At 38.5% G+C, this 24,950-nt stretch carries 21 protein-coding genes and 4 pseudogenes; 7 read left to right on the forward strand and 18 right to left on the reverse strand.

Going from position 1 to position 24,950, the window contains the following annotated elements:
* Positions 1-54 precede the first annotated feature (54 nt).
* Both NSU19_RS02425 and NSU19_RS02430 read right to left on the reverse strand, forming a co-directional pair.
* Positions 55-1,197 (reverse strand): annotated as a pseudogene (locus NSU19_RS02425) (IS3 family transposase).
* A gap of 36 nt (positions 1,198-1,233) precedes the next feature.
* On the reverse strand, positions 1,234-2,331 hold the full coding sequence (locus tag NSU19_RS02430) for a transposase (RefSeq protein ID WP_339198515.1): 1,098 nt from the start codon (positions 2,329-2,331) through the stop codon (positions 1,234-1,236).
* 1,176 nt (positions 2,332-3,507) lie between these two features.
* On the opposite strand from NSU19_RS02430, the pseudogene NSU19_RS02435 reads away from it, so the two are divergent.
* A pseudogene (locus tag NSU19_RS02435) lies at positions 3,508-3,669 on the forward strand (ATP-binding protein); the annotation flags it as partial.
* 180 nt (positions 3,670-3,849) lie between these two features.
* Here the strand turns inward: NSU19_RS02435 and NSU19_RS02440 are convergent.
* The 3 genes from NSU19_RS02440 to NSU19_RS02450 all read right to left on the reverse strand — a co-directional run bounded on the left by NSU19_RS02440 (position 3,850) and on the right by NSU19_RS02450 (position 6,293).
* Complete coding sequence (locus NSU19_RS02440) at positions 3,850-4,248, reverse strand: DUF4064 domain-containing protein (protein WP_339198518.1); 399 nt, start codon at positions 4,246-4,248, stop codon at positions 3,850-3,852.
* Between the two features lie 159 nt (positions 4,249-4,407).
* Positions 4,408-5,355 carry an ABC transporter permease subunit gene (locus NSU19_RS02445; protein WP_339198521.1) on the reverse strand — a complete coding sequence of 316 codons (948 nt, stop codon included), beginning with the start codon at positions 5,353-5,355 and terminating at the stop codon, positions 4,408-4,410.
* Between the two features lie 14 nt (positions 5,356-5,369).
* The gene (locus NSU19_RS02450; RefSeq protein WP_339198525.1) at positions 5,370-6,293 is read right to left on the reverse strand and encodes an ABC transporter ATP-binding protein; all 924 of its coding nucleotides are present in this window, start codon (positions 6,291-6,293) and stop codon (positions 5,370-5,372) included.
* A 1,546-nt stretch (positions 6,294-7,839) separates the two neighbouring features.
* Between NSU19_RS02450 and NSU19_RS02455 the strand changes: the two genes are divergently transcribed.
* A complete protein-coding gene (locus NSU19_RS02455; protein ID WP_339199944.1) occupies positions 7,840-7,983 on the forward strand; it encodes an aureocin A53 family class IId bacteriocin in 144 nt (47 codons plus the stop codon).
* A 287-nt stretch (positions 7,984-8,270) separates the two neighbouring features.
* Here NSU19_RS02455 and NSU19_RS02460 read toward each other — a convergent pair whose 3' ends face one another.
* The 3 genes from NSU19_RS02460 to NSU19_RS02470 all read right to left on the reverse strand — a co-directional run bounded on the left by NSU19_RS02460 (position 8,271) and on the right by NSU19_RS02470 (position 9,271).
* Positions 8,271-8,555: a hypothetical protein gene (locus tag NSU19_RS02460; RefSeq protein ID WP_339198529.1), complete on the reverse strand. Its 285-nt coding sequence runs from the start codon at positions 8,553-8,555 to the stop codon at positions 8,271-8,273.
* Between the two features lie 2 nt (positions 8,556-8,557).
* Complete coding sequence (locus NSU19_RS02465; RefSeq protein WP_013401959.1) at positions 8,558-8,860, reverse strand: DUF2089 family protein; 303 nt, start codon at positions 8,858-8,860, stop codon at positions 8,558-8,560.
* Positions 8,861-9,091: 231 nt separating this feature from the next.
* Positions 9,092-9,271, reverse strand: coding sequence for a zinc ribbon domain-containing protein (locus tag NSU19_RS02470; RefSeq protein ID WP_339198533.1), 180 nt, complete (start codon positions 9,269-9,271; stop codon positions 9,092-9,094).
* A 156-nt stretch (positions 9,272-9,427) separates the two neighbouring features.
* Here NSU19_RS02470 and NSU19_RS02475 point away from each other — a divergent pair, with 156 nt between their 5' ends.
* Positions 9,428-10,789: a transposase gene (locus NSU19_RS02475; RefSeq protein ID WP_094245809.1), complete on the forward strand. Its 1,362-nt coding sequence runs from the start codon at positions 9,428-9,430 to the stop codon at positions 10,787-10,789.
* Between the two features lie 60 nt (positions 10,790-10,849).
* Here NSU19_RS02475 and NSU19_RS02480 read toward each other — a convergent pair whose 3' ends face one another.
* The 5 genes from NSU19_RS02480 to NSU19_RS02500 all read right to left on the reverse strand — a co-directional run bounded on the left by NSU19_RS02480 (position 10,850) and on the right by NSU19_RS02500 (position 16,671).
* Positions 10,850-11,404, reverse strand: coding sequence for a hypothetical protein (locus NSU19_RS02480; RefSeq protein WP_157404848.1), 555 nt, complete (start codon positions 11,402-11,404; stop codon positions 10,850-10,852).
* A 25-nt stretch (positions 11,405-11,429) separates the two neighbouring features.
* Positions 11,430-12,434, reverse strand: coding sequence for a transposase (locus tag NSU19_RS02485; RefSeq protein WP_152642860.1), 1,005 nt, complete (start codon positions 12,432-12,434; stop codon positions 11,430-11,432).
* 789 nt (positions 12,435-13,223) lie between these two features.
* Positions 13,224-14,528 carry a (Fe-S)-binding protein gene (locus NSU19_RS02490; RefSeq protein ID WP_066248135.1) on the reverse strand — a complete coding sequence of 435 codons (1,305 nt, stop codon included), beginning with the start codon at positions 14,526-14,528 and terminating at the stop codon, positions 13,224-13,226.
* 1 nt (position 14,529) lies between these two features.
* The gene (locus NSU19_RS02495; RefSeq protein ID WP_339198541.1) at positions 14,530-15,939 is read right to left on the reverse strand and encodes an FAD-linked oxidase C-terminal domain-containing protein; all 1,410 of its coding nucleotides are present in this window, start codon (positions 15,937-15,939) and stop codon (positions 14,530-14,532) included.
* A 24-nt stretch (positions 15,940-15,963) separates the two neighbouring features.
* Entirely contained in the window at positions 15,964-16,671 is a 708-nt protein-coding gene (locus NSU19_RS02500; RefSeq protein WP_063387623.1) for a FadR/GntR family transcriptional regulator, read from the reverse strand.
* A gap of 458 nt (positions 16,672-17,129) precedes the next feature.
* Between NSU19_RS02500 and NSU19_RS02505 the strand changes: the two genes are divergently transcribed.
* From NSU19_RS02505 to NSU19_RS02520, 4 genes and pseudogenes are all read left to right on the forward strand, one after another.
* Positions 17,130-17,858 (forward strand): MFS transporter, encoded by a 729-nt coding sequence (locus NSU19_RS02505; protein ID WP_339198543.1) that lies wholly within the window; start codon positions 17,130-17,132, stop codon positions 17,856-17,858.
* Positions 17,859-17,878: 20 nt separating this feature from the next.
* On the forward strand, positions 17,879-18,451 hold the full coding sequence (locus tag NSU19_RS02510) for an MFS transporter (RefSeq protein ID WP_339198546.1): 573 nt from the start codon (positions 17,879-17,881) through the stop codon (positions 18,449-18,451).
* A 155-nt stretch (positions 18,452-18,606) separates the two neighbouring features.
* Positions 18,607-18,765 (forward strand): annotated as a pseudogene (locus tag NSU19_RS02515) (IS5/IS1182 family transposase); the annotation flags it as partial.
* Between the two features lie 5 nt (positions 18,766-18,770).
* A pseudogene (locus NSU19_RS02520) lies at positions 18,771-18,950 on the forward strand (aldehyde dehydrogenase family protein); the annotation flags it as partial.
* A gap of 368 nt (positions 18,951-19,318) precedes the next feature.
* Here the strand turns inward: NSU19_RS02520 and hypF are convergent.
* The 5 genes from hypF to NSU19_RS02545 form a co-directional block, all read right to left on the reverse strand.
* Entirely contained in the window at positions 19,319-21,580 is a 2,262-nt protein-coding gene (gene hypF / locus NSU19_RS02525; RefSeq protein ID WP_339198549.1) for a carbamoyltransferase HypF, read from the reverse strand.
* A 262-nt stretch (positions 21,581-21,842) separates the two neighbouring features.
* Positions 21,843-22,100, reverse strand: coding sequence for a Uxx-star family glutaredoxin-like (seleno)protein (locus NSU19_RS02530; protein WP_242513756.1), 258 nt, complete (start codon positions 22,098-22,100; stop codon positions 21,843-21,845).
* Between the two features lie 49 nt (positions 22,101-22,149).
* Positions 22,150-23,184, reverse strand: coding sequence for a hydrogenase expression/formation protein HypE (hypE, locus tag NSU19_RS02535; RefSeq protein WP_063387618.1), 1,035 nt, complete (start codon positions 23,182-23,184; stop codon positions 22,150-22,152).
* Positions 23,185-23,353: 169 nt separating this feature from the next.
* Positions 23,354-24,475: a hydrogenase formation protein HypD gene (hypD, locus tag NSU19_RS02540; RefSeq protein WP_327856903.1), complete on the reverse strand. Its 1,122-nt coding sequence runs from the start codon at positions 24,473-24,475 to the stop codon at positions 23,354-23,356.
* A 131-nt stretch (positions 24,476-24,606) separates the two neighbouring features.
* Positions 24,607-24,888, reverse strand: a complete 282-nt coding sequence (locus tag NSU19_RS02545; RefSeq protein WP_063387617.1) for a HypC/HybG/HupF family hydrogenase formation chaperone — start codon at positions 24,886-24,888, stop codon at positions 24,607-24,609.
* Positions 24,889-24,950 lie beyond the last annotated feature (62 nt).

Consider the following 24,950-nt stretch of genomic DNA (forward strand, 5'->3'; position numbering starts at 1 on the left):
AAACAGCCTATCATGCCCGTCTCTCCATATAAAGCCTCTCATCACGTTCGATGGTTAGGATGCTTGAACCATCTTAGGTTGCTTGTACACTGTTGCTGGCGTCAAATAGTCCAAGGATTGGTGAGGTCGGTCTGTATTATAGAACGTAACATAGCGTCGAATGCCTTTTCGCAACTCTTTAGGATTCTCGAATTCATTGAGATAGATACATTCATACTTTAAAGCTCTAAAGAATCGTTCCGTACGACTATTGTCTGTTGCTCGTCCTTTGCCATCCATTGATACCTGGATGCCATACTCTTTCAACAGCCCGAGATAGTCAGCGTTTGTAAAATGGCTGCCCTGGTCACTATTGATGATGGCCGGCTTACCATGACGCAATGCCCGCTTCAGACAGTCGATGACAAATCCTTTCTCCAGCGTACTAGATAACTCGTAATCGATCACTTTGCGGCTGAACCAGTCGATGATGGTAAACAGGTACATAAAGCCCCGTCCCATACGAAGGTAGGTGATATCCACTCCCCATACATGGTTCGGACGGGTGATCTCCCATCCACGGAGCAGGTAAGGTCGGCAGTACTTGGCATGTAGCCTCTTACTAAGGTTGGGTTTAGGGTAAATAGCTTACCCATAAGGCGCATGAGACGGCGTACGCGTTTACGATTCACATCAAATCCTTTCTCACGAAGTTTCGCAGTCATGCGCCTGTAGCCAAAGTAGGGATGAGCTGTATAAAGCATATCCATTTCGTGCATGAGCATGATGTTTTCTGAGCTTTCTGTTTGCCCCTTTGATTGGCGATACACGCTAGTACGATGAATACCTAATAACTGTGCCTGACGCTTGATGCTGATCGATGGGTGATTGAATTCGACCATAGCCTTTCGTTCGTCAACAGACTTATTTGAGCCCAGATTTTTTTTTCAGCCAGTCAACTTCAACCGTTAACTGACCTACCAATTTCTCTAAATTTTCTTGTTTGGCCTCATATTCTTTACGGATTTTATCCACTTCGCTTGAGCCTTTTTCAAAGACCATCGAGGATCGTTCTAGAAATTCTGCTTTCCAACGACTGACCATGACTGGGCTTAATTCATATTTGGCGGCTATTTCATTGACGGTTTGCTCTTCACGCAACACCTCAAGAACCACCTTAGCTTTAAATTCTGCGGTATATCGGTTTCTTTTTTTCATGGTATCATTATAACTTATTTATCACGCTCATGTGTCTCACCTTATGGGAGCATTATAAATTAACATGTCGTAGGAACGTCCCTGGAATTCTTTCTCTAAATTTAAAAGGGATTTATTGCATTTGAAGAAGACTTCAATGTCCCAACGCATGCCGTAAATACGAATGATCTCTTCATTTTCTAATGTTGTATCTGTGCTGAGAATGGCAAGCCATTCGCTCCGTTTATTACGGTTTCGTACAAATAGAATTTTTACTGGAATTCCATTGTCTAAAGTAGCATAAACGGATCCGCGAATGTCTTTTTTACCCATGTGAGGTTTTGCCAATTTGTAAAGTTGATTCAGTGTGAAACGTTCACCATTGTAAACGTATCGCTGCTTTAATTGCTTCACCAAGCCAATGACAAATAACCCTTTGTTCGTAATCTTCTCAATTAAAGGCGCTTGTGTAAACCAGGAATCCATGAGAACATAGTCAGCTATAATCCCTTTTTCAAGCGCATGATCAAGTAAAGCTGAAGCCACGTCCGGTTTTGATTTCAGAGCTTCCTGGCGACGCTTATAGCCAGATGTTCGTTTATCAATATTGGTATTGATTTCTTGCAGGCGATTTTCCTTTTTCGGTGAACTTAGAAGAGCAAAATCAACGGGAATAAAAGTAAAACTATCGGTCCAGCCAAGGGTAAGCATTTGAAACCCTTTCAAGTACTGATGGGTAGAGTGATCAAAAACCTTAGCCAACAGTTCAACCGACTTACTACGGTTTCTTGAAAAGACAGAATCATCAATCACAAAAGCTGTGACACGATCTTTTGAAGTTAATGGTTGAAGCAGACGGATCATTTCACTGCTTAATGAAAGCAGAAACTTTCTCCAATGATAGGTTGGTGTATTTAAAAAGCGATAGACTGTATCCTTTCCGGGCAGATCCTGAGATCGTTTACTCATAAAAGCACGAAACCAGTTCTTATATTGGAAGACTAAAAGAAAAATCAGTTTGAAAACAGTAAGACAAGAATACCCGGAAAGTTTCGTAATATTCGCTTTTCTTAAATGATATCCAATATTTAATTCGGAAAATCCTTGTTTAATTTCTTTTGGTAATTGCGCAAAGTAGTCTTTATTCGTTATCATAGTGGTGACACCTTTCTTTTGGATTTGGTTTCGTCACCAATATTTTACCAAAAGAATAGGTGTCTTTCTTTATGTTTTAAAAAATGTCAAATGATAATTTTGTACTTCCCAAAACCATTTACATCAAGCATTTAAACAAGATTTTGGACTGCGAAAGCTGAGTATTTAATAAATGTTATTTCATTTCTTATTTTTTTGATTTTTTTTATATTTCTTGATAGTAACCATTACTTATTCTTCTATGTATGGATTTTTTTCGGGCAATGAATTTAATATTTTCGTTAATAAATTTTTACTAAATTCCAATTACGAGGAATATAACATTCCCTTAAAAAATAAGAAAAGACCAAATAGCTAAAAAAACCAATTGATCTTTTGTGTATAAATTTTACAAAACAAAGAAGAAGTAAACACAAGAAAGCGCAAAAGACATAGGGGAACAATGTCAGAAGGATCTAAGGTGTTATGATTTATCCTGACACTATTTATCAGTAAATCCCTTCTTTTTAAAAAGAAATTTGTTAACTATTTCTAGTCAATCTGGTTTTCTTTGATTCATATATGAATCCATTATACTTATAATTAATAATCGTTATTAATTATTTTTACAAGTGCATTATCATTAGTAGATACAAGACCTATAATTTGAAATAGATCCGTTTATTTCCATTCTCGTCTATGAAGACAATATTAAAATTCCTTTCCCTTCTTTCCTTAAGTTCCTTCCTTATAAAATTTAGAGGTATAAACCAACTCACAGAGCCGTAGAAATAAATAAAACTGTAGTTCCCCCATAAATCAGGTTGTCGGTGAACAAATAAATTAACAATCCAGCGAATGGACCAGTTATGTTAAACAAAGTAAGAGCTATCATATTCCAAATTCTATCGTTTTGATTTTTTGCCAAGATTACAACATGATCGTATAGAAATAAGTAGAATCGGTGAAATAAAACGCCACTGCTAATAAACACTGCAGCAAATGATAAAAAATAGGAAGCTGGGGTAAATTTTAAGGTAATATAATTGATTGGATAAAACATTACGGAACAAATAAAACAAAAAATAATTGACCACACCACATAAACAGTACAGAAATAAAGCGTTTATTTGAATTAATTTTTTCTTGTACATTTACTGAATTGTATTCTTCTGCATTTTGCAATTTGAATCACCTCTCTTTATTACATCTAACTTAGAATTTAGTCAATGGAACCGGATCTTTACAGATTCTCGATTAACAGCAGCGTTAGTGGACAGGCTAATTCATCACGCCCATATCATCTCTTTTCATGGCGAGAGCTATAGACTGTCCCACGCATTGTCGAAAAGGAATTAAATGGGTGGCAAACCTCTGCATTTTTAATTGCATTTCTCTGCACTTTTCTATTGCAAAATACATTATATGACTCTAAATTATTAATATTTTTATTATAATTTTGTCATTTCTTCAATAACAAAGAGTAGAAATAGTCAGTATAATGAAATTAGAGAGGGGAATATGTATGTTTAAAGCTACTCATCCTGTCACTTGAGGAGGCTTTCGAACAAAACACATAAGTCCAGCAATGAAATAAAAGATACCAGGAATAATACCAATCCCCGCTGTAATAATTGCAACCAAGACAGCTGTCACAATGAAGATAGTACCAGCTCCTTTTGGGCGTTTATTCCCTTTAATCGTGAAAATTGCTATAATACCTAATATGATCGCAAGAATGGATGCGATTATAAACATTGTTCCCCCTGTGCTCATTATCTTAACCACTGTTTCCAAATCATCCGCCCCATTGCTTGAAAATTCTTTAAGAAATTCTTCGTTATTTCGTAGAAAGAACATAAGCCCACCTAAAGCTATCACTAGTCCGTACGACAAAATCCCTAAAATAGCCAATATTACCTCTACTATTCTTTTCATTGATACTTTATCTCCCTTACTATTTACAAAATGTTATCCAACAAGTTACTAAAAATGCTACTCAACACTACAATAGAATATGTTATATAAAATACGTGAAGATCATGAATACAAGCATTGACATCATATCAAGGTTTACCGATTTGAACCTAAATTATTTTATATGCTAATATCCCTTTTTTGAAAAAAGGTAAATGTTATCAACAAGAATATAGTGTAGTACACCGCCAAAATGATTAAGGACATTGGCAATGTTACGTCTTGGAGTATTTTTTCTTGTAGAGCATAAACTGTTAGATCCAAGTGTGGAAAGATTAAAAATTTTGCCCAGGTATATTTTTCTGCTAATAACACAATCATACCGCCAATAGTTGAGGATAGGAACAAAACAAATATTCCGATACCCACGGCCAATGCTTGGCTTTTAAACAAGGTAGATAACATGAAAGCAATCGTTATGATAATCAATAGACTTGGAATATAATACATGACCTTTAAAAAGAATTGTGTCCCCACAACAGCTAACTTTTGTTGGCCATCAAGAGTGGTTTCAAAGATTTTTGCGTTAAAATCCCCGCTCCCGAAAAGAATCAAGCCTACAATATATCCTGATATAATAAGAACAATCAATAACACTATAGAATAGAGTAATACTGAGATATACTTAGACAGAAGGATGACCCATCTTTGATGGGGTCTAATTAATAGCTGTTTGATTGTCCCTTCGGCAAATTCTGATGATACACTTGCACTGCCTACAATAACTGCAAACAGAGTGACCAACATTGTCATGCCTATCACAGTTCCATTCATAAAATGCCAATTACTTACTGCATTTGGATTTATATTTTCATCAAGATAGCGTTGCTTTTGCTCTATTTGCTCCATAATCCATTCCTTATCTTCATTTGGAGCAGCTTCCAAATCCTTTTTTAATTGGTTCAATTCGGTTTGAGTTTCCTCGCGCCAATTATCGCTCGGTTCCCCATATATTTTTTGTTGAATGATGCCTCCAATGACTACAGCTAAAATCAGAATCAAGATGTATATCCAACTAGCCTTTTTCGCAAAAATCTTCACCATCTCATTTTTAATTAGAGAAAACACTAGTCTTTACCCTCCTACTTACCTTTGCCGGTTAATTCTAAGAAACGATCCTCAAGCGTTGTAGTTACTAGATTGATTCTATATACATTGACATTATTCTTCACTAATAGCTGATTAACTACTGCAATTGTCTCTTTGTCTATGTTAATTGAAAACTGTTGGTCACCTACTATTTTTAATTCATCGGTCAACTTATTTTCTTGGAGAAGCTGAACTGCTGTTTCTACATCACTAACCTCAAACACCACATTTTGTAATGATTGATCTTGTTCATTATGTAAGTCCATAGAAGAAACATGAATTAGTTTTCCTTGTTTAATAATGGCAAATCGGTCACACATTAATTGCATTTCTGATAATAAATGAGAGGATACGATAACAGAGATTCCCTCTTTCGTTAAAGAGCGCAAATAATCCCTGAATTCTCTAATCCCCTGAGGATCAAGTCCATTTGTTGGTTCATCCAGTATTAATAAAGATGGATTATGCAATAAAGCTTGTGCTAATCCTAATCGTTGCCGCATTCCAAGTGAATATGTCTTTACCTTTTGGTGAATAACTTGTTCAAGACCTACTACCCTTATTACTTCTTGAATACGTTCCTCAGTGACTTTGTGTCTTGCCATGTTTGCATAGTGCTTTAGATTTTTATATCCGTTCATATATTTATAGAATTCTGGATTCTCTACAATCGCTCCAATTTCACTCATTGCTTCTTTAAATTGCTCATCTAAATTGTAGCCATTCACATACACACTGCCCTTCGTGCGCCCTATCAAGCCCACGATCATCCGTATAATCGTCGTTTTTCCGGCACCATTAGGGCCAAGCAACCCAAATATTTCACCTTTTTCAACGGCGAAACTAACATCATCGACAATCACTTTATTTTTTACTTTTTTCGTTAAAGATCGAACTTCTAGGGCTTTTACTGCCATGTACTCTCTCCCTCTTTCTGCAAATTCCATACTATCAGTCACGATTTTTGACTCTAAAAGGTTACTTACTATTAAATTCTGAAGCATTCATGTTTCACATATCTTCCAATAATTTAAAAGAAGGTTTTAACAAAAGGAGCTACTTTAGATGTTTAAATAGCCTAGAGAAGCAAGCTCATTCCTTTTCTTTAGCTTCACGCATCTTACTAAGTAATAAAAGTAATAAAGGTAATAAAGGTACAACGATAAGTCTAATCATAAACACTTGCGTTTCTCCATGTCTCAAATCGGAGAAATACCCCCACACAATGGATATAATTAGTCCAAAATTATCGGCGGTAGTGCCGATTTCAAAAATACCCTCTCCTTTCCTAATGATTTACCAGTTCTCTAACTAGAGGTAGTACCCATAACGGAGTGACATCTCTTTCCATATCCCCCTTACTAAATTATATTAAACTAAAATTTAATTTTATTCAATTTTTTTTGAACAAAAATAAAATTTATATACCGAATTCATCCTTAGTTTTATTACTTTCTGTACCTTATATCCATTTAAATAAAGACACCTATAAAGCTATTAAGTGTCAATTATCAACCGGCTTTAATTATGAAGTTAACAAGGCAGTTGTCTGAGATTACTTTATAAAACCTCATATGATTTCAATGGTTGTCCTTATTTGCATACCATTGATAATAACGAATTGCTATATCATTAGGAATATCTGAAATTTTCAATACTTGAATTGATTTAGAACGTGTTGAAATTTCGAGACATTCGCTGTAATAGTGATTCCGTCACTTTTAACTCTTAAATTTCATTCGGGTTGTTATAAATAATTTTGTAGAAAAAGATCCAGTTTGAATTTGGATAAAGGAACAACATAGATTGTAGCAACTATACAAACCATTTAATAGTTGTGAAGTATTAATAAGAACAAACAAAGCCACTTATATATACCAGAAATTTGGCCAGAAGTAGAAATTAATCGCTGCAGCTATGATCCAAATATAGCTAGTAATACCGGACGATTTAAAAAAATTTGACAAATTTAATCCAAACACAAGTATACAAATTTCTACAAATCGATTTTATTAACAATAAGGTCGTTTAAAAATGAAGTGTACTACGGATATTTTTCTGGAAGCTTCGTTCCTTCTATAAAGTTGTATCATTTTGTTTATTCTGCACACCATAAACAGGTAATAATAGGAAAATAAAGTTGTTAAAAATATGATTTATCCAGCTTGATCTTCGTTTTTTCTGTTTGTTAAAGACGTTGGTGTTTAATAGATATTAATTAAAAAATAGGGCGCCCTTGTTCAAAACACATTAATATTGAATTTACACTTAACATTATAGAAAAAGTATATTTTTTATTAAATTATTTTACAAATTCAGATAATTTTTGTAAAAAATAAAATAAATGTAAAAACAATATAAAAACAGTAAAAAATCAGAACATTCTATAGACATTTTTTGTAATATATGTTATACCTAATTTCAACAATATTATATAAAATTGGAAATAAAGAGTAAAAATGGATACTTTTTTTGAAAATCGTTGCTCAATTAAGTTCTAAAGCTGCGAAATGGGCTTGGGATAACAAAGATAAAGTGTTAAAGTGGATCAGAGGTGGTATGGCAATTGACTGGATCATTGATAAAATTAATAACATTGTTGGTTAATACTTAATGTATCATTTTATTACTACATCATATAGATTTTGTTCTAGTCCAATTGTTAGGTTGGGATAGGATAGGATAGGATAGGAGAATATTTCAGAATATTTCCTACTCTGTAAGAACCTGAAAGAAAGGGCTACTGCCCTTTCTTTCTTTAATAAGTAATATGCCTTAATTCCTCTTTTTGTTTAACACTAATTGCTCATTCTATTCTGCTCTACCCTAGTAATGTTTTGATCTCATTAAATCATCCTTTAAAAATATACAAGTTTTTGTTACTATCTTTATTTTTATAGATCCCTTGCTTTTATTTTATCTAGTTCTTTCTTTCTTTTCCTAGATAAAGATTCTCTCCCACTAACCCATCCTGATACAAGAAGCACTGTTCCTCCTAATAATGCAAGTATCGCTTCCCCAGATCTTACAGGAAATATATTATTCAGATATCCGTATACAAAAAATCCAATATAAAGCAAGGGTAATATTGCACCTAAGAGCACATGCCCTCTTTTAGAAATTAAATATTGAAAAACTAAAACTAAAACAGCTATCGAGAATTGTAAAATATGTTCCATTTTTATTCTCCCTTTTCCTTTTCCCTTTTGTATTTATCAATAATAATTTTTGCAACATCTAAACTTATACGCTCATCAATGACGAGATTTTTAATCATGTTTACAAATTCGACGTCTTCTTCCTTGCTATGCAATTCGATTTTTTTTATCAATCTGTCTAACATCGTACGTACAGTAGGATAAGATACTTTATAATCGCGCGCCATAGCTTTCAATGATCCAGAATTCAAAATAAACTTTCTTATAAACTCTAATGATTCTTTATCTAGAGATAGTACCCATGATGGAATTTCATCTCTTTCCATATAACCACCCCTTTTAATTATATTAATTCATTTTTTAATTTTATTCAATAATTTTTAAATAAAAATAAATTAATATACCAATTTTTTAAACGATTAACATTCGGTATTTTTATATTCAGTGAACTATCCTCCACCTACGCTTCGTTTAGAAGGAAGACTTCTCGGATAATCTTATCTAACGATACGATATGGAGACAGAACTATCAAGCCGGTACCATGCTCTATATAGGATTATGCTAATAACCGCAATCTTTCCTTTTTGATGTTGAGTGCATTATCCCAATCTCTATCAGCTACAAAACCGCATTTGCATTGGAATGTACGTTCAAATGGGCAACGAATCTTTGACGCTACCACAACAAGAGGTTTGACAAAAATATAGCAAATTACTTTAAAACTCAACTTTCTCACAGTAAATTGGATTTCTAAGCCTTACGGTTAATGGGTTTGTTGGTTGTTTCGAATACTTCTTGACATAAAAATTTGCAAAAAAAAACACCTCAACTTTTGGTATAGTTTAATTGTCCAGAAAAAACATTACCAAAAGCAGGTGAGGTGTCTCTTATTATGATAACGAATAACAGACTGAACAATCAACTACCAAAAGAAGTAAAAGCTATATTTGATGAACTTGAAATCTTAAAATATTTAAGGAAAGTGGGAATTAACAAGGGTTTCGGTTATTCCTGCGCCTATTTATTCCAGCTAGTTTTTAGTTTAGTTTTTGAAGGCAAAAATTTGTTTCGACTTCTTCAAAGTAAAAAAGCTAAAGATTTGCCGGAAAAAAACGCTATTTATCGCTTCTTAAATAACCCTCAATACAATTGGCGCAGGTTTTTACTTGTTTTGAGTACTTTCACCATTATGAAGGTAAGTAGTTTAACGAGACACGACCGTCCGAAAGTGCTGATCGTGGACGACTCATCTTATGAACGAAATCGCAGTAAAAAGGTTGAACTGCTTGCTCGCTGTTTCGATCATTCTTCTCAAAAAATGCGTTATTACAAAGGATTTCGTATGCTTACACTCGGCTGGTCAGATGGTGCTACATTTTTGCCTATTGATTTTGCTTTATTAAGCTCTACGAATTCCCAAATCAATGGGATTGATAACCGAATCGATAAGCGTACATCCGGTTATAAGCGGCGTGTCGAAGCTTTACAAAAAGCGCCGGAAGTTATTCCCAATATGATTAAACGGGCACTTTCTCAAGGAATCGATGCCTCATACGTTTTAATGGATACATGGTTTACCCAACAGCCTTTGATCAAGTCCATTGTGGATCAAGGGTTGGATGTTATTGGAATGGTGAAGGATACAAAACAAAGATATCAAGTGAACGGTGAATGGGTGAGCCTAAAAAAACTATACCAAACAGCTAAACCATCACAACATCAAAAGGGTATTTTGCGCTCTATTCACACAACGATGGCAAATGGCGTACCTGTTAAAGTGGTATTTGTCCGTAATCGTAATAAAAAGAGACAGTGGCTAGCTATTTTGAGTACAGACTGTACTTTATCGGATCAAGAAATCATTCGTATTTATGGGATACGTTGGGATATTGAAGTATTCTTCAAAACAGTCAAATCCTTATTGAAACTCCAAAAAGAGTTCCAAGGAAGATCTTATGATTCCATGATCAGCCATACCACTATTGTGTTTACAAGGTACATTGTTTTGTCTTGGCAAAACCGAGTAAGTACAGATTATCGAACATTAGGCGGCATTTTTTATGAACTTTGTGATGAAATCGATGAACTAGATTGGGCCTTTGCACTTCAACTACTCATTGAAATTCTTGAAGATGCACTTCAAAATGTAAATCAAAAGATTAAAAAATTCATCGAAAGTCAATTACGTAAATGGATTGTAGTTTTGCCTAATTATATCAAGGCTTATTTACCAAAATTGAGCTGCGAAAGTTGAGTTTATTAAAAATCAATAAATGTTTTTTTTTTTCTTAGACGGCACAACCAACACAATAAATTAGTTGTGCCTTTTCCATTTCTCTTCAATAGTGTTTAAATATTCATTTGGTTCTTTTTTGAATCTTCTTTGTTTTATATGCTCGCCAATACGTTGTTCCCATTTATTCGCTTCAGTTTTATATGCTGAATAATTAACATTTTTTATCATTTGTAGCCCTTCCTGTTCATTAGAGACATTTTCTACAAATACAATGTTTTCACCGTGTCGGATAATATATCGATTCCAAGTCCGACTACCAGTGATTCTTCGGTGTTTTTGCTTTATTCTTCTAAAAAAGAGTTCTAAATCATTATTCGTTCTCGGTATAAGTGGATAATCATAAAAGGTGAAAAGTCCTTTCCAAAATCCTTTACTATACTTTAATAGGTTCTCTACAAACGGTTGATCTTCTTTCCGATTGAGCTCTTTTTCCATTTGGTTTAAATATTGCTTCAATCTGTTTTCGACCCAAAAACTTGTTTTATTCTCAGAAGGTTCCATAATGGTGGCAATCCTTTTAAATCGTGTATCCCAACGTTTTACGAGTTGATAATCTTCCTTATAGTTATCCACATTTCTGACTATTCTGAACAACTTTTCAAGTAGAGGAGTCCCCTTTTTTATCCAGGCATTTTTCAATCGAATCTTTAATCGCATTCGTTCGTTCAAAAACACAAGTGCCTGGTAATTCGAATGGTGGCTTACCATCTTCTAGAAGAACGGATCGAATAGCCGCAATATAGTCACTTGCTACCTCTTCTTCTATGTTTTTAGATGGAGAATTTTCAATTTTTCTTTCAACTTCCCTTATTCCCCTTAGCTTCTTTTTGATATTCGTTTTTAGTTTTCTATCTTTTTCAACTAATGGTTTGGCTATGTCTTTAAAGTAATGAAACTGACAATATTGATACGGAATATCTGGAGCTATTTGTTCAATTGCTAAACGAATGGATTGTTGCCCATCACTGATAAAACCTTGGATTGGATAACCCCAGTCTAAAATGGGTTGAATAATACCTATCAGTTCTTGAGAAGCACTGCTTTTTAAATTATGTGCAGCTAAAATAGTACCACTAAGAACTTCACGGATGACATACAATGTTTCGTTACCTTTTTCGGGTTGGACACCATCAATAGATAAGACAAGTCCTCCATGTTCTTTCACAATATTTTCTAATGTCTCTTTCATATTTTCTTTAACGCTTGCCCGCAGTAATAACGCATATCTTTCATAAAGTTTCTGTACTTGCCTCTCAGAAATTTTCACTTCTTTTTCCGATAATATAGTAGCTATCTCAGATCGAGTCTTATGTTCTTTAAACCGTAAATATCCGATATATGCGATGACATCCATTCCATAAGTAATGTGCTTCATACTTAATTGTTCGGCTTCAGCTGAACGATATACGGTGTCATTAGAACAGGAGTTATTCTCACATCGGTATCCTAGATTTATGATTTTAAATTCACCTTTTAGGGTAGAAATTGTTTTTCTCCAAACAGGGTGACAGTATACTAATTTATTACCACATTCTGGACAATTAGTTATCTCGGGTCTAAAGTATTTTGATTCGATTGGATTTAATCTATTTTTGGTACGCATAAATAATCACCAACTTAAATAAAATTCAGGTCTATTATAACCTAAATTTAATGTTGGTGTTATTTATTCCGTCTAAGTTTTTTTTTTTTTTTTTTTTTTTTTTTTTTTTTTTTTTTTTTTTTTTTTTTTTTTTTTTTTTTTTTTTTTTGATCTTTTTTAAATATTTCGAGAAATAAAAATTGGTCCGGTTTAGTTTGTTACCAAACTAGGGATTCTTTGGCTGAGAATGGCAATATCAAGGTGTTTATGACTTCGAATTAATCGTACTTGGCTGTTCTCGGATATGCGGAATTTACAAACCTATATGAATAAACAGAAACATTAATAAAACGTCATATAAAGCTTCATTTTCTTATTTTTACAGACAGATTCTCAATGGAAATACGAAAAACGTTGCTCTGAAACATCGTCCAATTCAATGTAACTGGACACATTTTGGAGATTTTCAGCGTGAAGAAAATCCGATTGTATTAGCGGATCGAATTCTTTTCCGGCTGACTTGATTACATCGGCTAACAATCAAAAGGGTTATTTGAACTTGAGGCTGGCTATAATCTTTCCTTTCCATCCGTGTGTCGGAGCAGGCAAAATAGATGATCGATGGAAATTATCGAAAAAAGAATGAAGGTGGAAGAAGTTGATTAAAAAGGAATTAAATGATAAGTGAAAACTTTTAAAAAACGCACCTGAAAAAAAGATGGAAGTTTTCCTTTCAGGTGCGGAATGTCATTTTTAATGCTTCCATCAAATGTACAATAAACACGTATCCATCATAAGTGTAAGCAAAATTTATGAAATTCCGGCAGCTTCGGCCAAATATTCGACTAGATGCAATGCCCGCACAGAATCAGACAGTTTTTCGCGTTCGATACCAAGCTTCATCTGTATGAGACATCCTGGGTTGGTCGTAATCACGACTGATGCTCCGGTCGCTTTCGTATGCTTCATTTTCTCATCAAGGATGTCCATTGAGGCATCATAGTTAATAATATTATAGATTCCTGCTGAACCGCAGCACATGTTTGCTTGCTCCATCTCAACAAAATTAATTCCTGAAATACTTTTTAGAAGGTTTAAAGGCTCCTCAGTCACTTTTTGAACATTGGTCATATGACACGAAGGCTGATATGTGACTCGTTCTTCCGGATTTGACCGAAGATTAGGCAGTCCGCCGCAAGCGACTAGCACTTGGCTGATATCTCTTGATTTTGCAGTGAACGCAGCCGCTCTATCAGCCCATTCTGGATCATCTGCGAGCAGGTGGTCATATTCATGCAGCATAGCTCCGCATCCTCCGGCATTATTCACAATAAAATCAACGTTCTCTTGTTCAAATGCGGCGATGTTTTGTTTTGCGAGACGCTTGGCTTCCTCTATTTCACCAGAGTGCGCATGCAGTGCGCCGCAGCATGTCTGATTAGGGATGACAATGACATCACAACCCGCTTCTGCAAGCAGCTGTACAGACAACCGGTTGATGCGATGGAACATAGCATCCATGATACATCCGGTGAAAAATGCAACTGTATATTTTTTTTCACCTTTTGCTTTCGCTTTGGAAGGAGCTTGTTTACGCTCTGCTGGTGAAACTGCCTGAGACATTGTCGCTTCGAATTCACCTAAATGATAAGGCAGCTTTTTCATAATACCAGTTTTGCGCATCGCTTTTTGCAATCCGCTTTTCTCATAAAGCCAAAACGTATTGCCGATCACATTCATGGCTGTTTTACTAGGGAATACGTTCTGAAACATTGTCTTTCTCAGCAGACGAACAGGAGCTTTAAATTTCTTGCGTTTCACAAGTGCAGCCCTTGCTGATTCAAGGATGGAACCATATTCCACTCCAGTCGGACAAGCCGTTTCACAAGCCCGGCATCCAAGGCATAAATCCAACGGCTCTTCAAGCACTGATAGATCCGTGATTTTTCCTTCGCCAACCATTTTGACTAAATTAATACGTCCGCGCGGTGAATGTGTTTCTATTCGCGTAGTTACATATGTCGGGCAGACGGGCAGACAATAACCGCACTGTACACAGCTGTTCGTTTTATTATATTGAAATTCTTCCCTTAGTTCTTCAAGAGATTCTTTCATGTTAACTCAACTCCAATTTCTGCCCCTTTTCGGGGAAAATTTTTCCTGGATTCATGATGTTATTTGGATCCCAAACTTTTTTAATCCGCTTCATCATATCCAGACCGACTGGTCCTAATTCCATTTCCATAAAAGGAGCCTTCATAGTTCCGATGCCGTGTTCGCCTGAAAGCGTTCCGCCAAGTTCAACTGCTGCTGTGAAAATTTCAGCGACAGCTTGTTCTACGCGGCGCATTTCTTCTTTGTCGTTTTTGTCGCAAATAATGTTTGGATGCAGGTTGCCATCACCTGCGTGACCGAATACGACGAGGTGAATATTATATTTATCTCGAATTTCCTGCAATCTTGCGCACATTTGAGGTATTTTGCTTCGTGGTACGGTGGTATCTTCTGAAATTTTGGTCGGTTTTATACGTACGATAGCCGGAGATACCAGCTTTCGAGCTTTCCAGATCTCCGCTTTTTCCGCTTCATTTTTTGGAATGCGAACAGCTCTTGCTCCGACAAGATAACATAGTTCCGCTGCTTGTTTGATCTCATCCTTTAAAGCTAAAGGATGGCCGTCGAGCTCAATGAGAATAATCGCTTCTGCATCTACAGGCAGGCCTAAAGGCTCGTAATTTTCGACCGCCACAATCGAAGCTTGATCCATTAACTCCATTTTGGCAGGCAAAATACCTGACGATAAAATTTTTGAAATGGCGCTTCCCGCATCAACAAGGCTGTCAAATACCGCCATAATGGTTTCGGAAGCGGGCGGCTTTGGAAGAAGGCGCAAAATTGCTTTTGTAATGATGCCTAAGGTTCCTTCTGATCCGACAATGAGTTTTGTTAAATCATAACCGGTTACATTTTTTACAGTGCGTCCGCCAGTATGAATGATTTCACCCTCAGGAGTGATAACCTCCAAACCAATCACATAATCTTTCGTTACTCCGTATTTTAATCCTCTTGGACCTCCAGAGTTCTCAGCTAAATTTCCGCCAATAGTAGACACATGTGAACTGCTTGGATCTGGAGGATACATTAATCCTTTTTTCTCGGCTGCTTTGTGAATATCCGCTGTTAATACTCCCGGGGATACAACGGCGATTAAGTCTTCTTCATGAATTTCAAGTACATCATCTAATACCGATAAATCCAATACCATACCGCCTTTGACAGGCAGCGGGCCGCCGCTTAATGATGTGGCCTGACCGCGAGGATAAACTGGGATCTTCTCGCGATTGGCAAGCTTCACAAGGGATGCTAATTCTTCCACGCTCTTTGTTTGAATGACCACATCCGGCAGAAATGTTCCGAAAGAGCCGTCAAATGAATAGCTGAAACGGTCGCTCTCATCAATGAGTACTTTACCGGTTTTAACTATTGATTTAATCTCTTCAATATGACTCGGTGTAACTACCTTCATATGAATCTCTCACTTTCCAATTTTCTATATCGTATAATCTCTTAAAAGCAGACTTAATTTTTTCTCAGCATTTTTTAAATGGATGAGACATTGGATTTTGGCGAGGTCCGGTTCTTCTGCTTCGATTGCTTGTAAAATATTGTAATGTTCTTGATATACAGCTTTTCGTTTTTGTTTTAACTCCACGTTAGGTCGCAACGTAATCTTTAATGTTTTTTCATAAAGAGAGGATAGATTTTCAAGTGTTTGAATTAAAACTGGATTATGTGTAGCCAAAATAATCGAACGATGGAATTCGATATCGGCCTCTGTTGAAATGTCTCCTTCTTCTAAAGATTCATTTTCCATTGTTTTTAAAATTCGTTTCATTTGCTCTAGCTGTTCAGGTGTACGTCGGAGTGCTGCTAAATATGCTGCTTCCGGCTCCAAAATTTTTCTCATTTCAAATAAATATTTAATGCTGTCCACATCATCGCTCTCAATTCGAATACGCTGTAATAATGATGAATTTGTTGATTCTTCTACATAACTCCCGCCGCCTTGACGCGAGGAAATGACACCTGCTGCACGCAGCATACTTAAAGCCTCGCGAATAGGTACTCTACTTACACCGAATTGAGCAGCCAACTCCATTTCTGTCGGCAGCTTAGAGCCTGGTGGAAATTTTCCGATTTCAATTTGTTTCAATAATTCACGAGATATCATTTGCGAAACTTTTTCTTTTTTGGCCATGACTCCCTCTCCTTTCGTAGTTCTAAAATAGGAATGGACGAAAATTGTATAACAAATTTATTAATTTATATAACAAATTTATAATAATTTTTCAGTAATTTTTTTGAATTTTTAATTTACAACACACTATTTTATGATTATAATAATCAAAAAAAATAAAAAACACAAGATATACAGTGAAATTTGTATTACTAATTTGTATTACAAATAACAAATTATTAGAACATGTTATTTACATTAGGATCCAACACAAGATGGGGAACCTTTATATTAGCCTGAAAATGTAAACACTTACATTTTTATAAGATTTTTGGCCTTCAGCCTGTGAAATTTAAGATGTGTTGATTCCTAATTGTAAATAAAGCGAAGTAATTTCGTTTCAATAATTTTCGGAACATTTACTTCATTCAATCTATACAGTTTTTTCTATATTCATTTTAAATTTAGGGGGAGTGGGTATGATGAATGACGCAGTGTCTTTGGAAAAGCAAACAGTGCGAAAAGTAACAAGGAGGATTATTCCATTTGTATTTTTCCTTTATATTATTTCGTATTTGGACCGGGCTAACATTGGTTATGCCGCTTTGGAGATGAATGATGCCCTTGGTTTGACCAGCCAGGTTTTCGGTCTGGCAACTGGTATATTCTTTATCGGCTATTTTCTTTTTGAAGTACCAAGTAATATTTTGATGGAGAAGTTTGGCGCCCGTGTCTGGATTGCGCGAATCCTCATTACATGGGGAATTATATCGATGGCGACTGGGTTTGTACAGGAAGCAAGTCATCTTTACATTATTAGATTTTTGCTCGGTGTTGCAGAAGCTGGCTTTTTCCCGGGAATTGTTTTGTACTTAACATATTGGTTTCGGGCAAAAGATCACGCAAAAACCATTGCCATGTTAATGAGTGCGATTCCTGTATCATATATTATCGGTGCTCCACTTTCGACATGGATTATGGACAACATTCATTGGTTCAATGTTGAAGGCTGGCGCTGGATGTTTTTAATTGAAGGTGCTCCGGCTGTGATTTTTGGGATCGTGACCCTATTTTATTTAGCGGATAAACCAGAGGATGCAAAATGGCTCACCGAAGAAGAAAAGAATTGGCTAATTGCTGAATTGGAAAAGGAAAGAGTAAAAGAAGCAGATGGCAAAAAGGTTCTGCAAAGCATAGCGGACATATAGAAGCTCTTCGTGATGCAAAAGTGTGGTACTTTGCCATTATTTATTTTGTTTATATTGCCGGTACTCTTGGTGTCAGTTACTGGATGCCGCAAATTATTGATGGAATGTCAGCGTCTTTATCTAATACACAAATTGGTCTAATTGCTACCATTCCTTATATTGTTGCTACTATTGCCATGAACTGGTGGTCAGCCCGCTCTGACCGCAAAGGAGAAAGATGGCTTCATGCTGCCTTGCCGCTCTTGGTAGGGGCAATAACATTGATAGGCGCTGGAGTAACACTCCAACCTGTATTGGGCATGTTATTCATCACTTTATCACTTACAGGCATGTATTGTTATAAAGGTCCTTTTTGGGCGCTGCCTACAACAATGCTTAATCCAGCAAAAGCAGCTGTTGGGATAGCTGTAGTAAATTCGATTGGCAATCTTGGCGGTTTTATCGGTCCATATGCAGTAGGAGCATTGAAAGATTTGACGGGAGGAACAAGTGCCGGGTTGTATTTCTTAAGCGGCTTACTTGTGTTTGCTTTCTTTATGTTACTTGTCAAACGAGAAAAACCTAGAGCTGACATCCAAAAACAAGCAGTATAAGTGATGTCTGGCACTGCTCGAAGAGGAAAAGGACAAGGGAGAAAATTCCTTATCCTCAGGCTGTCGAGAAACTTCGACAGCCATTATTTTTATTTATAATCTTTATCAGTTTACCGTGTTAATTTATTATAATATTAGTTAGGAGGATAATAACCATGTGAACTACAAATAAAGAGAGTCAAAATGAATATAAATTTGTTGTATTGAGGAACTTGTACCGGAAGATCACCTTTTACGAAAAATAGATCAATACATATATCACTGAAAAGGTTAAGGATTTGTATTGCCCGGATAACGGAAGACCTTCTATTGAGTCTGTTCTCGGTCCGTTAGAGTTTCGGAAGCATTGGAATTTGGCATCGTCGGTTTGAACGATTCGATTTCTGCTGTCGCCCAAGCGCCATTTGGAGGCGTGAAAGAGAGCGGAATAGGCCGAGAAGGGGGACACCATGGAATAGACGAATATTTAGAAGTTAAGTATATTTCGATGGGTGTTTAAACGGTTCTAATGCAAAAGGAAGACAAATAGATAAGAAGCAGATTCATCCGTTTAGGGCAGCAGCCTGGACAGCTTTCCTGCACATTTTTGGCATAGCAGACCTTGATGAATCTGCTTTTTTATTCATTTTTACAAATTGGACGGAAAAGGAATTTTCCTTATTTAAGTGCAGTCGCCGAAAGATGTCTTGTAAAAAATTTTTAATAGACGATGCGAAGAATGAAACATAAATTGATGTGGGGTCATACTTGGGCTTCCTCGAATTCGAGTCAGCGGTCTACAATACATTGAATGGAAAAATGAATGTAGAACAATTAAAACATAGCAAGTGATAGACCAATATTTACAGCTTTTGAAGCAATAACGACTCATAAATTCGAATGCGCTGCAGCTGCAAGCGCTGCCTGCCCGAGACTAATGCCGCCGTCGTTAGGCGGAACTTCTTCACCGACCCAGATATGCATATCGCTTTCAAAAAATAACTCTTTCAAATCAGCTAACAAAAGCGAATTTTGAAATACGCCGCCGGACAACACAACAGTGTCAATTTCATAGGCTGCTCCTAAAGAACGAACACTTCTAAATATGCCTTCTGCGACGCTTCGATGAAATGCGCGAGCAATCACCGCTGCATCTTTTCCTTTTAGACGGTCTTCTGCCATTTCCTTTAAAAAAGGACGGTAGTCTAGCTCTTTTCCATTCCACGGGAAAGAATATACCTTCTCTAATGGAGCTGTACGTGCTAAATGCTCCAGCCAAATGGCTGCCTGTCCTTCAAAAGAGATAGGACCGGTAAATCCTAAAAGGGCCGCTGCTGCATCAAACAAACGGCCGACGGACGTTGTTGGAAAGGTGCGCAATTGTTTCTCTACCATCTTCACTGCCGTGAAAAATCGTTCAGGAAACGAAAGCTGCTTGCCGACATTTATTGCCCATTTCGGATCATCCACAAAGAAACCAGCCAGCGCTTGAAGCGGCATGCGTGCCGCCGCATCTCCGCCAGGAAGCATGGCGTAACGAAGATGTCCGCGCCGTTTTAGACCTTCCGCAGCGCTTCCGACAAACAGCTCGCCGCCCCAGATCGCTCCATCGTCGCCAAAACCTGTTCCATCAAACGTCACTCCGATCACCCGTTTGTCCAATGCATTTCGCTCCGCCAGCACGGACGCCACATGAGCGCGGTGGTGCTGGATGCCAATATGTTGATAAGCTTCTAGATTGTGGGCAAAGGCGGTAGATTGGTAGTCGGGATGAAGATCGTACGCCACAATCGTTTCTTGCAATCGAACATCATACATCGACAAAAGATCATGGACCGTTTGCTCAAATGACATATATGCTTCGTATTTCATTAAATCTCCTAAATGTTGGCTCATGATCGCCTGTCCGTTGACCACTAATGTAATGGTATTTTTTAGGTCAGCTCCAACCGCAAGAACAGGCCGATCACTGGGCAATTGGGCAGCAGGAAGCGGCGCATACCCCCGCGCCCGCCGAAGTACAGTAGGGCCAAATGGGCTGACGCGAACGACGGAATCATCGACGCGGCGGGCAATAGGGCGCTCCCCAATAAGCCATGCGTCCGCGATGCCTTCAAGTGCCTTGATCGCTTCTTCATCATCATAGATGATCGGTTCACTGGAACGGTTAGCACTTGTCATTACAAGCACTTCTGGTGCGTCGAAATGAAACAGCAAATGATGGAGAGGGGTGTATGGAAGCATTACTCCTAAATCGGAATTATCAGGAGCTACTCCCGGCAGCAATCGGCGAGCCCGTGCCAACACGATGGGTCGGGCGGAAGATGTAAGGAGATTTTCTTCTTCCGCACATATATCGATAAACGCCCTTGCTGTCTCGAGATCTTTTACCATTAAGGCAAACGGCTTTTCCCCGCGTCGTTTCCGCCTTCTAAGCTCCCATACCGCTTCTTCGTTTTCAGCATCACACGCCAAAAGATAGCCGCCAAGCCCCTTGATCGCAACGATGCGCCCAGAACGAAGGAGCTCGGCCGTTTTTTTGATCGCTTTTTCATCACCATGTATTTCTCCATCCTGTCCCTGCACATGATAATGAGGACCGCAATCGGGGCAAGCAGTTGGCTGCGCATGAAACCGTCGATCCGCCGGATCATAATATTCCGCTGAACAAGCCGGACACATAGACCACATATGCATTGTCGTATAAGGCCGGTCATACGGCAGCCGCTCAATGACCGTATATCGTGGACCGCAATCCGTGCAATTGATGTATGGATAAAGGAATCGGCGGTTAGCTGGATCAAACAATTCTGACAAGCATTTCGGACAAACCGCAAGATCAGCAGGAATTTGCACTGTCGGCCGATTATGGAGCGTGCTGGCCAAAATTTCGAAATCAGCTGCTTCTTGTAAAGGCGCATCTTTAATTTCCAAATTGGTTATTTTAGCTGAGGAAGGGTATCGATCTGTAATGTCTTGAACAAATTGTTGAATGGCATCTGCGTCCCCTTCCACATGAATCTCCACGCCGCTTTCTCCATTGCGCACCCATCCGCTGAGCTTCCACCGCTTTGCTTTACGAAAGACAAAAGGACGAAAACCGACCCCTTGCACAACACCATATATTAGAATACGCTGCGCTATTTTCATGATGAATCACCTGCTTTCGTTATAAAACGGGAGATTTTGGAGCTTTCAAACAGATAAATAGAGCTCAGTGGACCGTCCGAACTTTGAATAAGAAAACATTGTCCGTTGAACTTAATGCGCTGGCATTTAGCTTTATTCTCGCATTCTGAACTGAAGGCGTATACATAACAGAACCTTTCATGCCGACATATTCCACTTTCCTAGAGATGTATCCGTTTATTTTGCATGTATCTTACCTAAAGAGAAGAGAGGGGGCGCCCGTTTAAGATAACGGCTTCTCCTCCTTTGCGGACGGCAATGCAACCATGCATCCGCGGCCGGAAACTCCTATTTGAATGACCTGCCCGTCTTCTACTAAGACTGGAACAGTACCTCCTCCCGTCAAAACAACAAGCTGCTTTAATGCCGCTTTGTCTTCTTCGACATCATACTCGACAAATTCTTTTCCGTCCCATAATAAACTTTCCCGCAATTCCTTCGTGTAAGGACATCCTTTCGCACCATAAAGCTCCAGCATCATTTCTCATCCTCCAAAGAGATGATTTATTATTAAGCATTTTCATGATTGATTAACAGATGCGAGGCAACGGATCGCCAATCAGCATATCGATCAAGCGTGTACCTCCATATTGAGAACGTGCTAAAACTGCTTTTTTTGGCTCTGCTTGTATTTCACCAATGCGCTTCGCATTCTCCCCGCCCGGCATGCTTCTAAGTGTTTTTAATGCGATATCGGCATATTCAGGCGAAATGACGGCAAGAAACTGCCCTTCATTGGCAATATGAAGGGGATCCAATCCTAAAATTTCGCAGGCACCGCGCACTGCCGGGCGAACTGGAATTGCCTCTTCATCGAGTATAACAGCTACTTGAGCGTCTCTTGCCAATTCGTTTAATGCCGTAGCTACACCGCCTCGGGTTGGATCGCGCAGCCATCTAAGCCCCGGCGCCGCCGCCTCAATAAGTGCCGATACGAACGGCCAAACCGCCCGAGTATCGGAAGTAAGGTCAGCTTCTAAATCCAACTCCCCTCTAGCCAAGAGAACGGTAATCCCATGATCACCAATTGCACCAGACAAAATGACATGATCACCCGGTTGAACGTTTCTGGACGAAAGAGAAACGCGCGGATCGGTAAGGCCGATACCGGCTGTCGTGATGTACAGACCGTCCGCTTTTCCGTGCTCCACTACTTTCGTATCTCCCCCGACCACAGGCACTCCGACACGTTGAGCTGCCTTGGCGATAGCCGCCACCTCCCGTTCCAACTCCGACGTTGTCAATCCCGCTTCGATAATAAGTGTTGTCACCAAAGCCAACGGCTTTGCTCCTCCCATCGCCAAGTCGTTTATAGTCCCATTGACGGCAAGTTCGCCGATAGATCCCCCTGGGAAGACGAGTGGATTGACAACAAAGCTGTCTGCAGTAAACGCCAATCGGCTCCCATTTGCCTCAACATATGCCGCATCATTTAATTCTGCTGGCTTGTCCCCCATCATATAGGGAACCAACAGTCCTTCGATCAGTCTTCTGCTGGCTTTCCCGCCAGCGCCATGAGCCAATTCGATATAAGAATCAGTAAAATTCACTTTGGCTGTCTTCATGCTTGTTCCTTCCTTTCTTCCTGATGCAACGATTAATTAAGAAGTTCAGTGAGAGTCTCCCAAATCATATAACGTCTGAAAGTAAGCTGATGAACCCTGCCACTGCCCGAAATCGAAACGCATTGTATTTCACCTAACAGGGAAACAATCTATATAATTTCCTCTTTTTTTATTCACCCACTGCTTCTTGCAAATGAACGTAATGATAATAGGCGGCGCATGCCCCTTCTGACGACACCATAAGAGCTCCCACCGGATGTTCCGGAGTGCATTCTTTGCCAAACAGCTGACATTGATGCGGCTTCAATATACCTTTTAATACTTGTCCGCAAGGCGCCATTTGCGGATCACTCACACGAGCTCCCTCGACTTGGAAACGAACTTCCGCATCCCACTTGGCGAATTCAGGCCGCAATTTGAGCGCAGACTGCTGAATAGCCCCAAGTCCCCTCCATTCAAAAAGAGAGCGGACTTCAAAAACTTCTTTCATTACATCAAGTGCAGACATATTTCCTTCGTAAGGAACGACGCGGCTATATTGATTTTCTACTTCAAACCGCCCCTCGCGCATTTGTTTTACAAGCATGAGGATCGATTGCAGTAAATCGAGCGGTTCAAAACCGGAGATAATTATCGGTTTTTGGTATTTTTTTGCGATGCTTTCATAAGGACGGGCGCCGATTACAGATGAAACATGACCAGGTCCGATAAACCCATCAATGCGCATATCCGGAGAATCCAATATTGCCTGCATTGCCGGTATAATTAGGACGTGATTGGAAAATACAGAGAAATTGGGCACATCCAATTCACGTGCGCGCATGAGCGTCAATGCTGTTGATGGGGCGGTAGTTTCAAAGCCAATCGCGAACAGCACAACTTGCCGGTCAGGATTCTTCATCGCTATGTTTAAAGCATCTAAAGGGGAGTACACCATACGTATATCAGCCCCTTTAGCTTTTAGTTCGAGAGGCGTTCCATGTTTCCCGGGAACGCGCATTACATCACCGAATGCGGTAAAAATGACGTCCTGCTGCTTGGCAATCGAAAGTCCATTGTCCATACGTCCCATTGGAAGAATACAGACAGGGCATCCCGGTCCATGGACAAGCTCAATGTTTTCAGGCAGCAGATTCTGCAATCCAAATCGAAAAATCGAAAAGGTATGTCCTCCGCAAACCTCCATAAAACGATAGTGATAATCTGGATCGACGAGACGGTGGATTTCTTCCGATATTTTGCGGATTAATTCCGGATTGCGAAACTCGTCAACATATTTCATCGTCGTCATTAAACTGCACCTCCTAAAATTAGATCAACAACGACTGCCTGCATGCATATCGTCTTTTTCGGAACGGGTTTTGATTGACCAATCATATGCCTTTTGTTGCCTTAAGTCTCCAGCGCTGTGTATTAACATGTTTAAACTTTTTCGTTATCAAATTGGTAACCTTGTACTTCCTCGATCGCTTCATCCGATTCATTTAACATGCTTAGCAAATTCAATTGTTCATTTGCTTGTTCTTCACTGATTTTGCTCATCGCAAATCCCACATGAATAAGCACCCAATCTCCAAGAAGGAGATGTTCATTTTTTAATAAGTCAATGTTAATTTTGCGGCGCACACCGCAAACATTCACCACAGCATAATGGCGGTCACCATCTAACATTTCTACAATTTGGCCTGGAATAGCTAAACACATGGATGAATCGCTCCCCCCGATTTGCAATAAATGTGAAAATTTAGATATGTTATTGTCCGTAA

It is taken from the genome of Aeribacillus sp. FSL k6-2211, from assembly GCF_037966125.1.
Lineage (GTDB): Bacteria > Bacillota > Bacilli > Bacillales > Aeribacillaceae > Aeribacillus > Aeribacillus composti.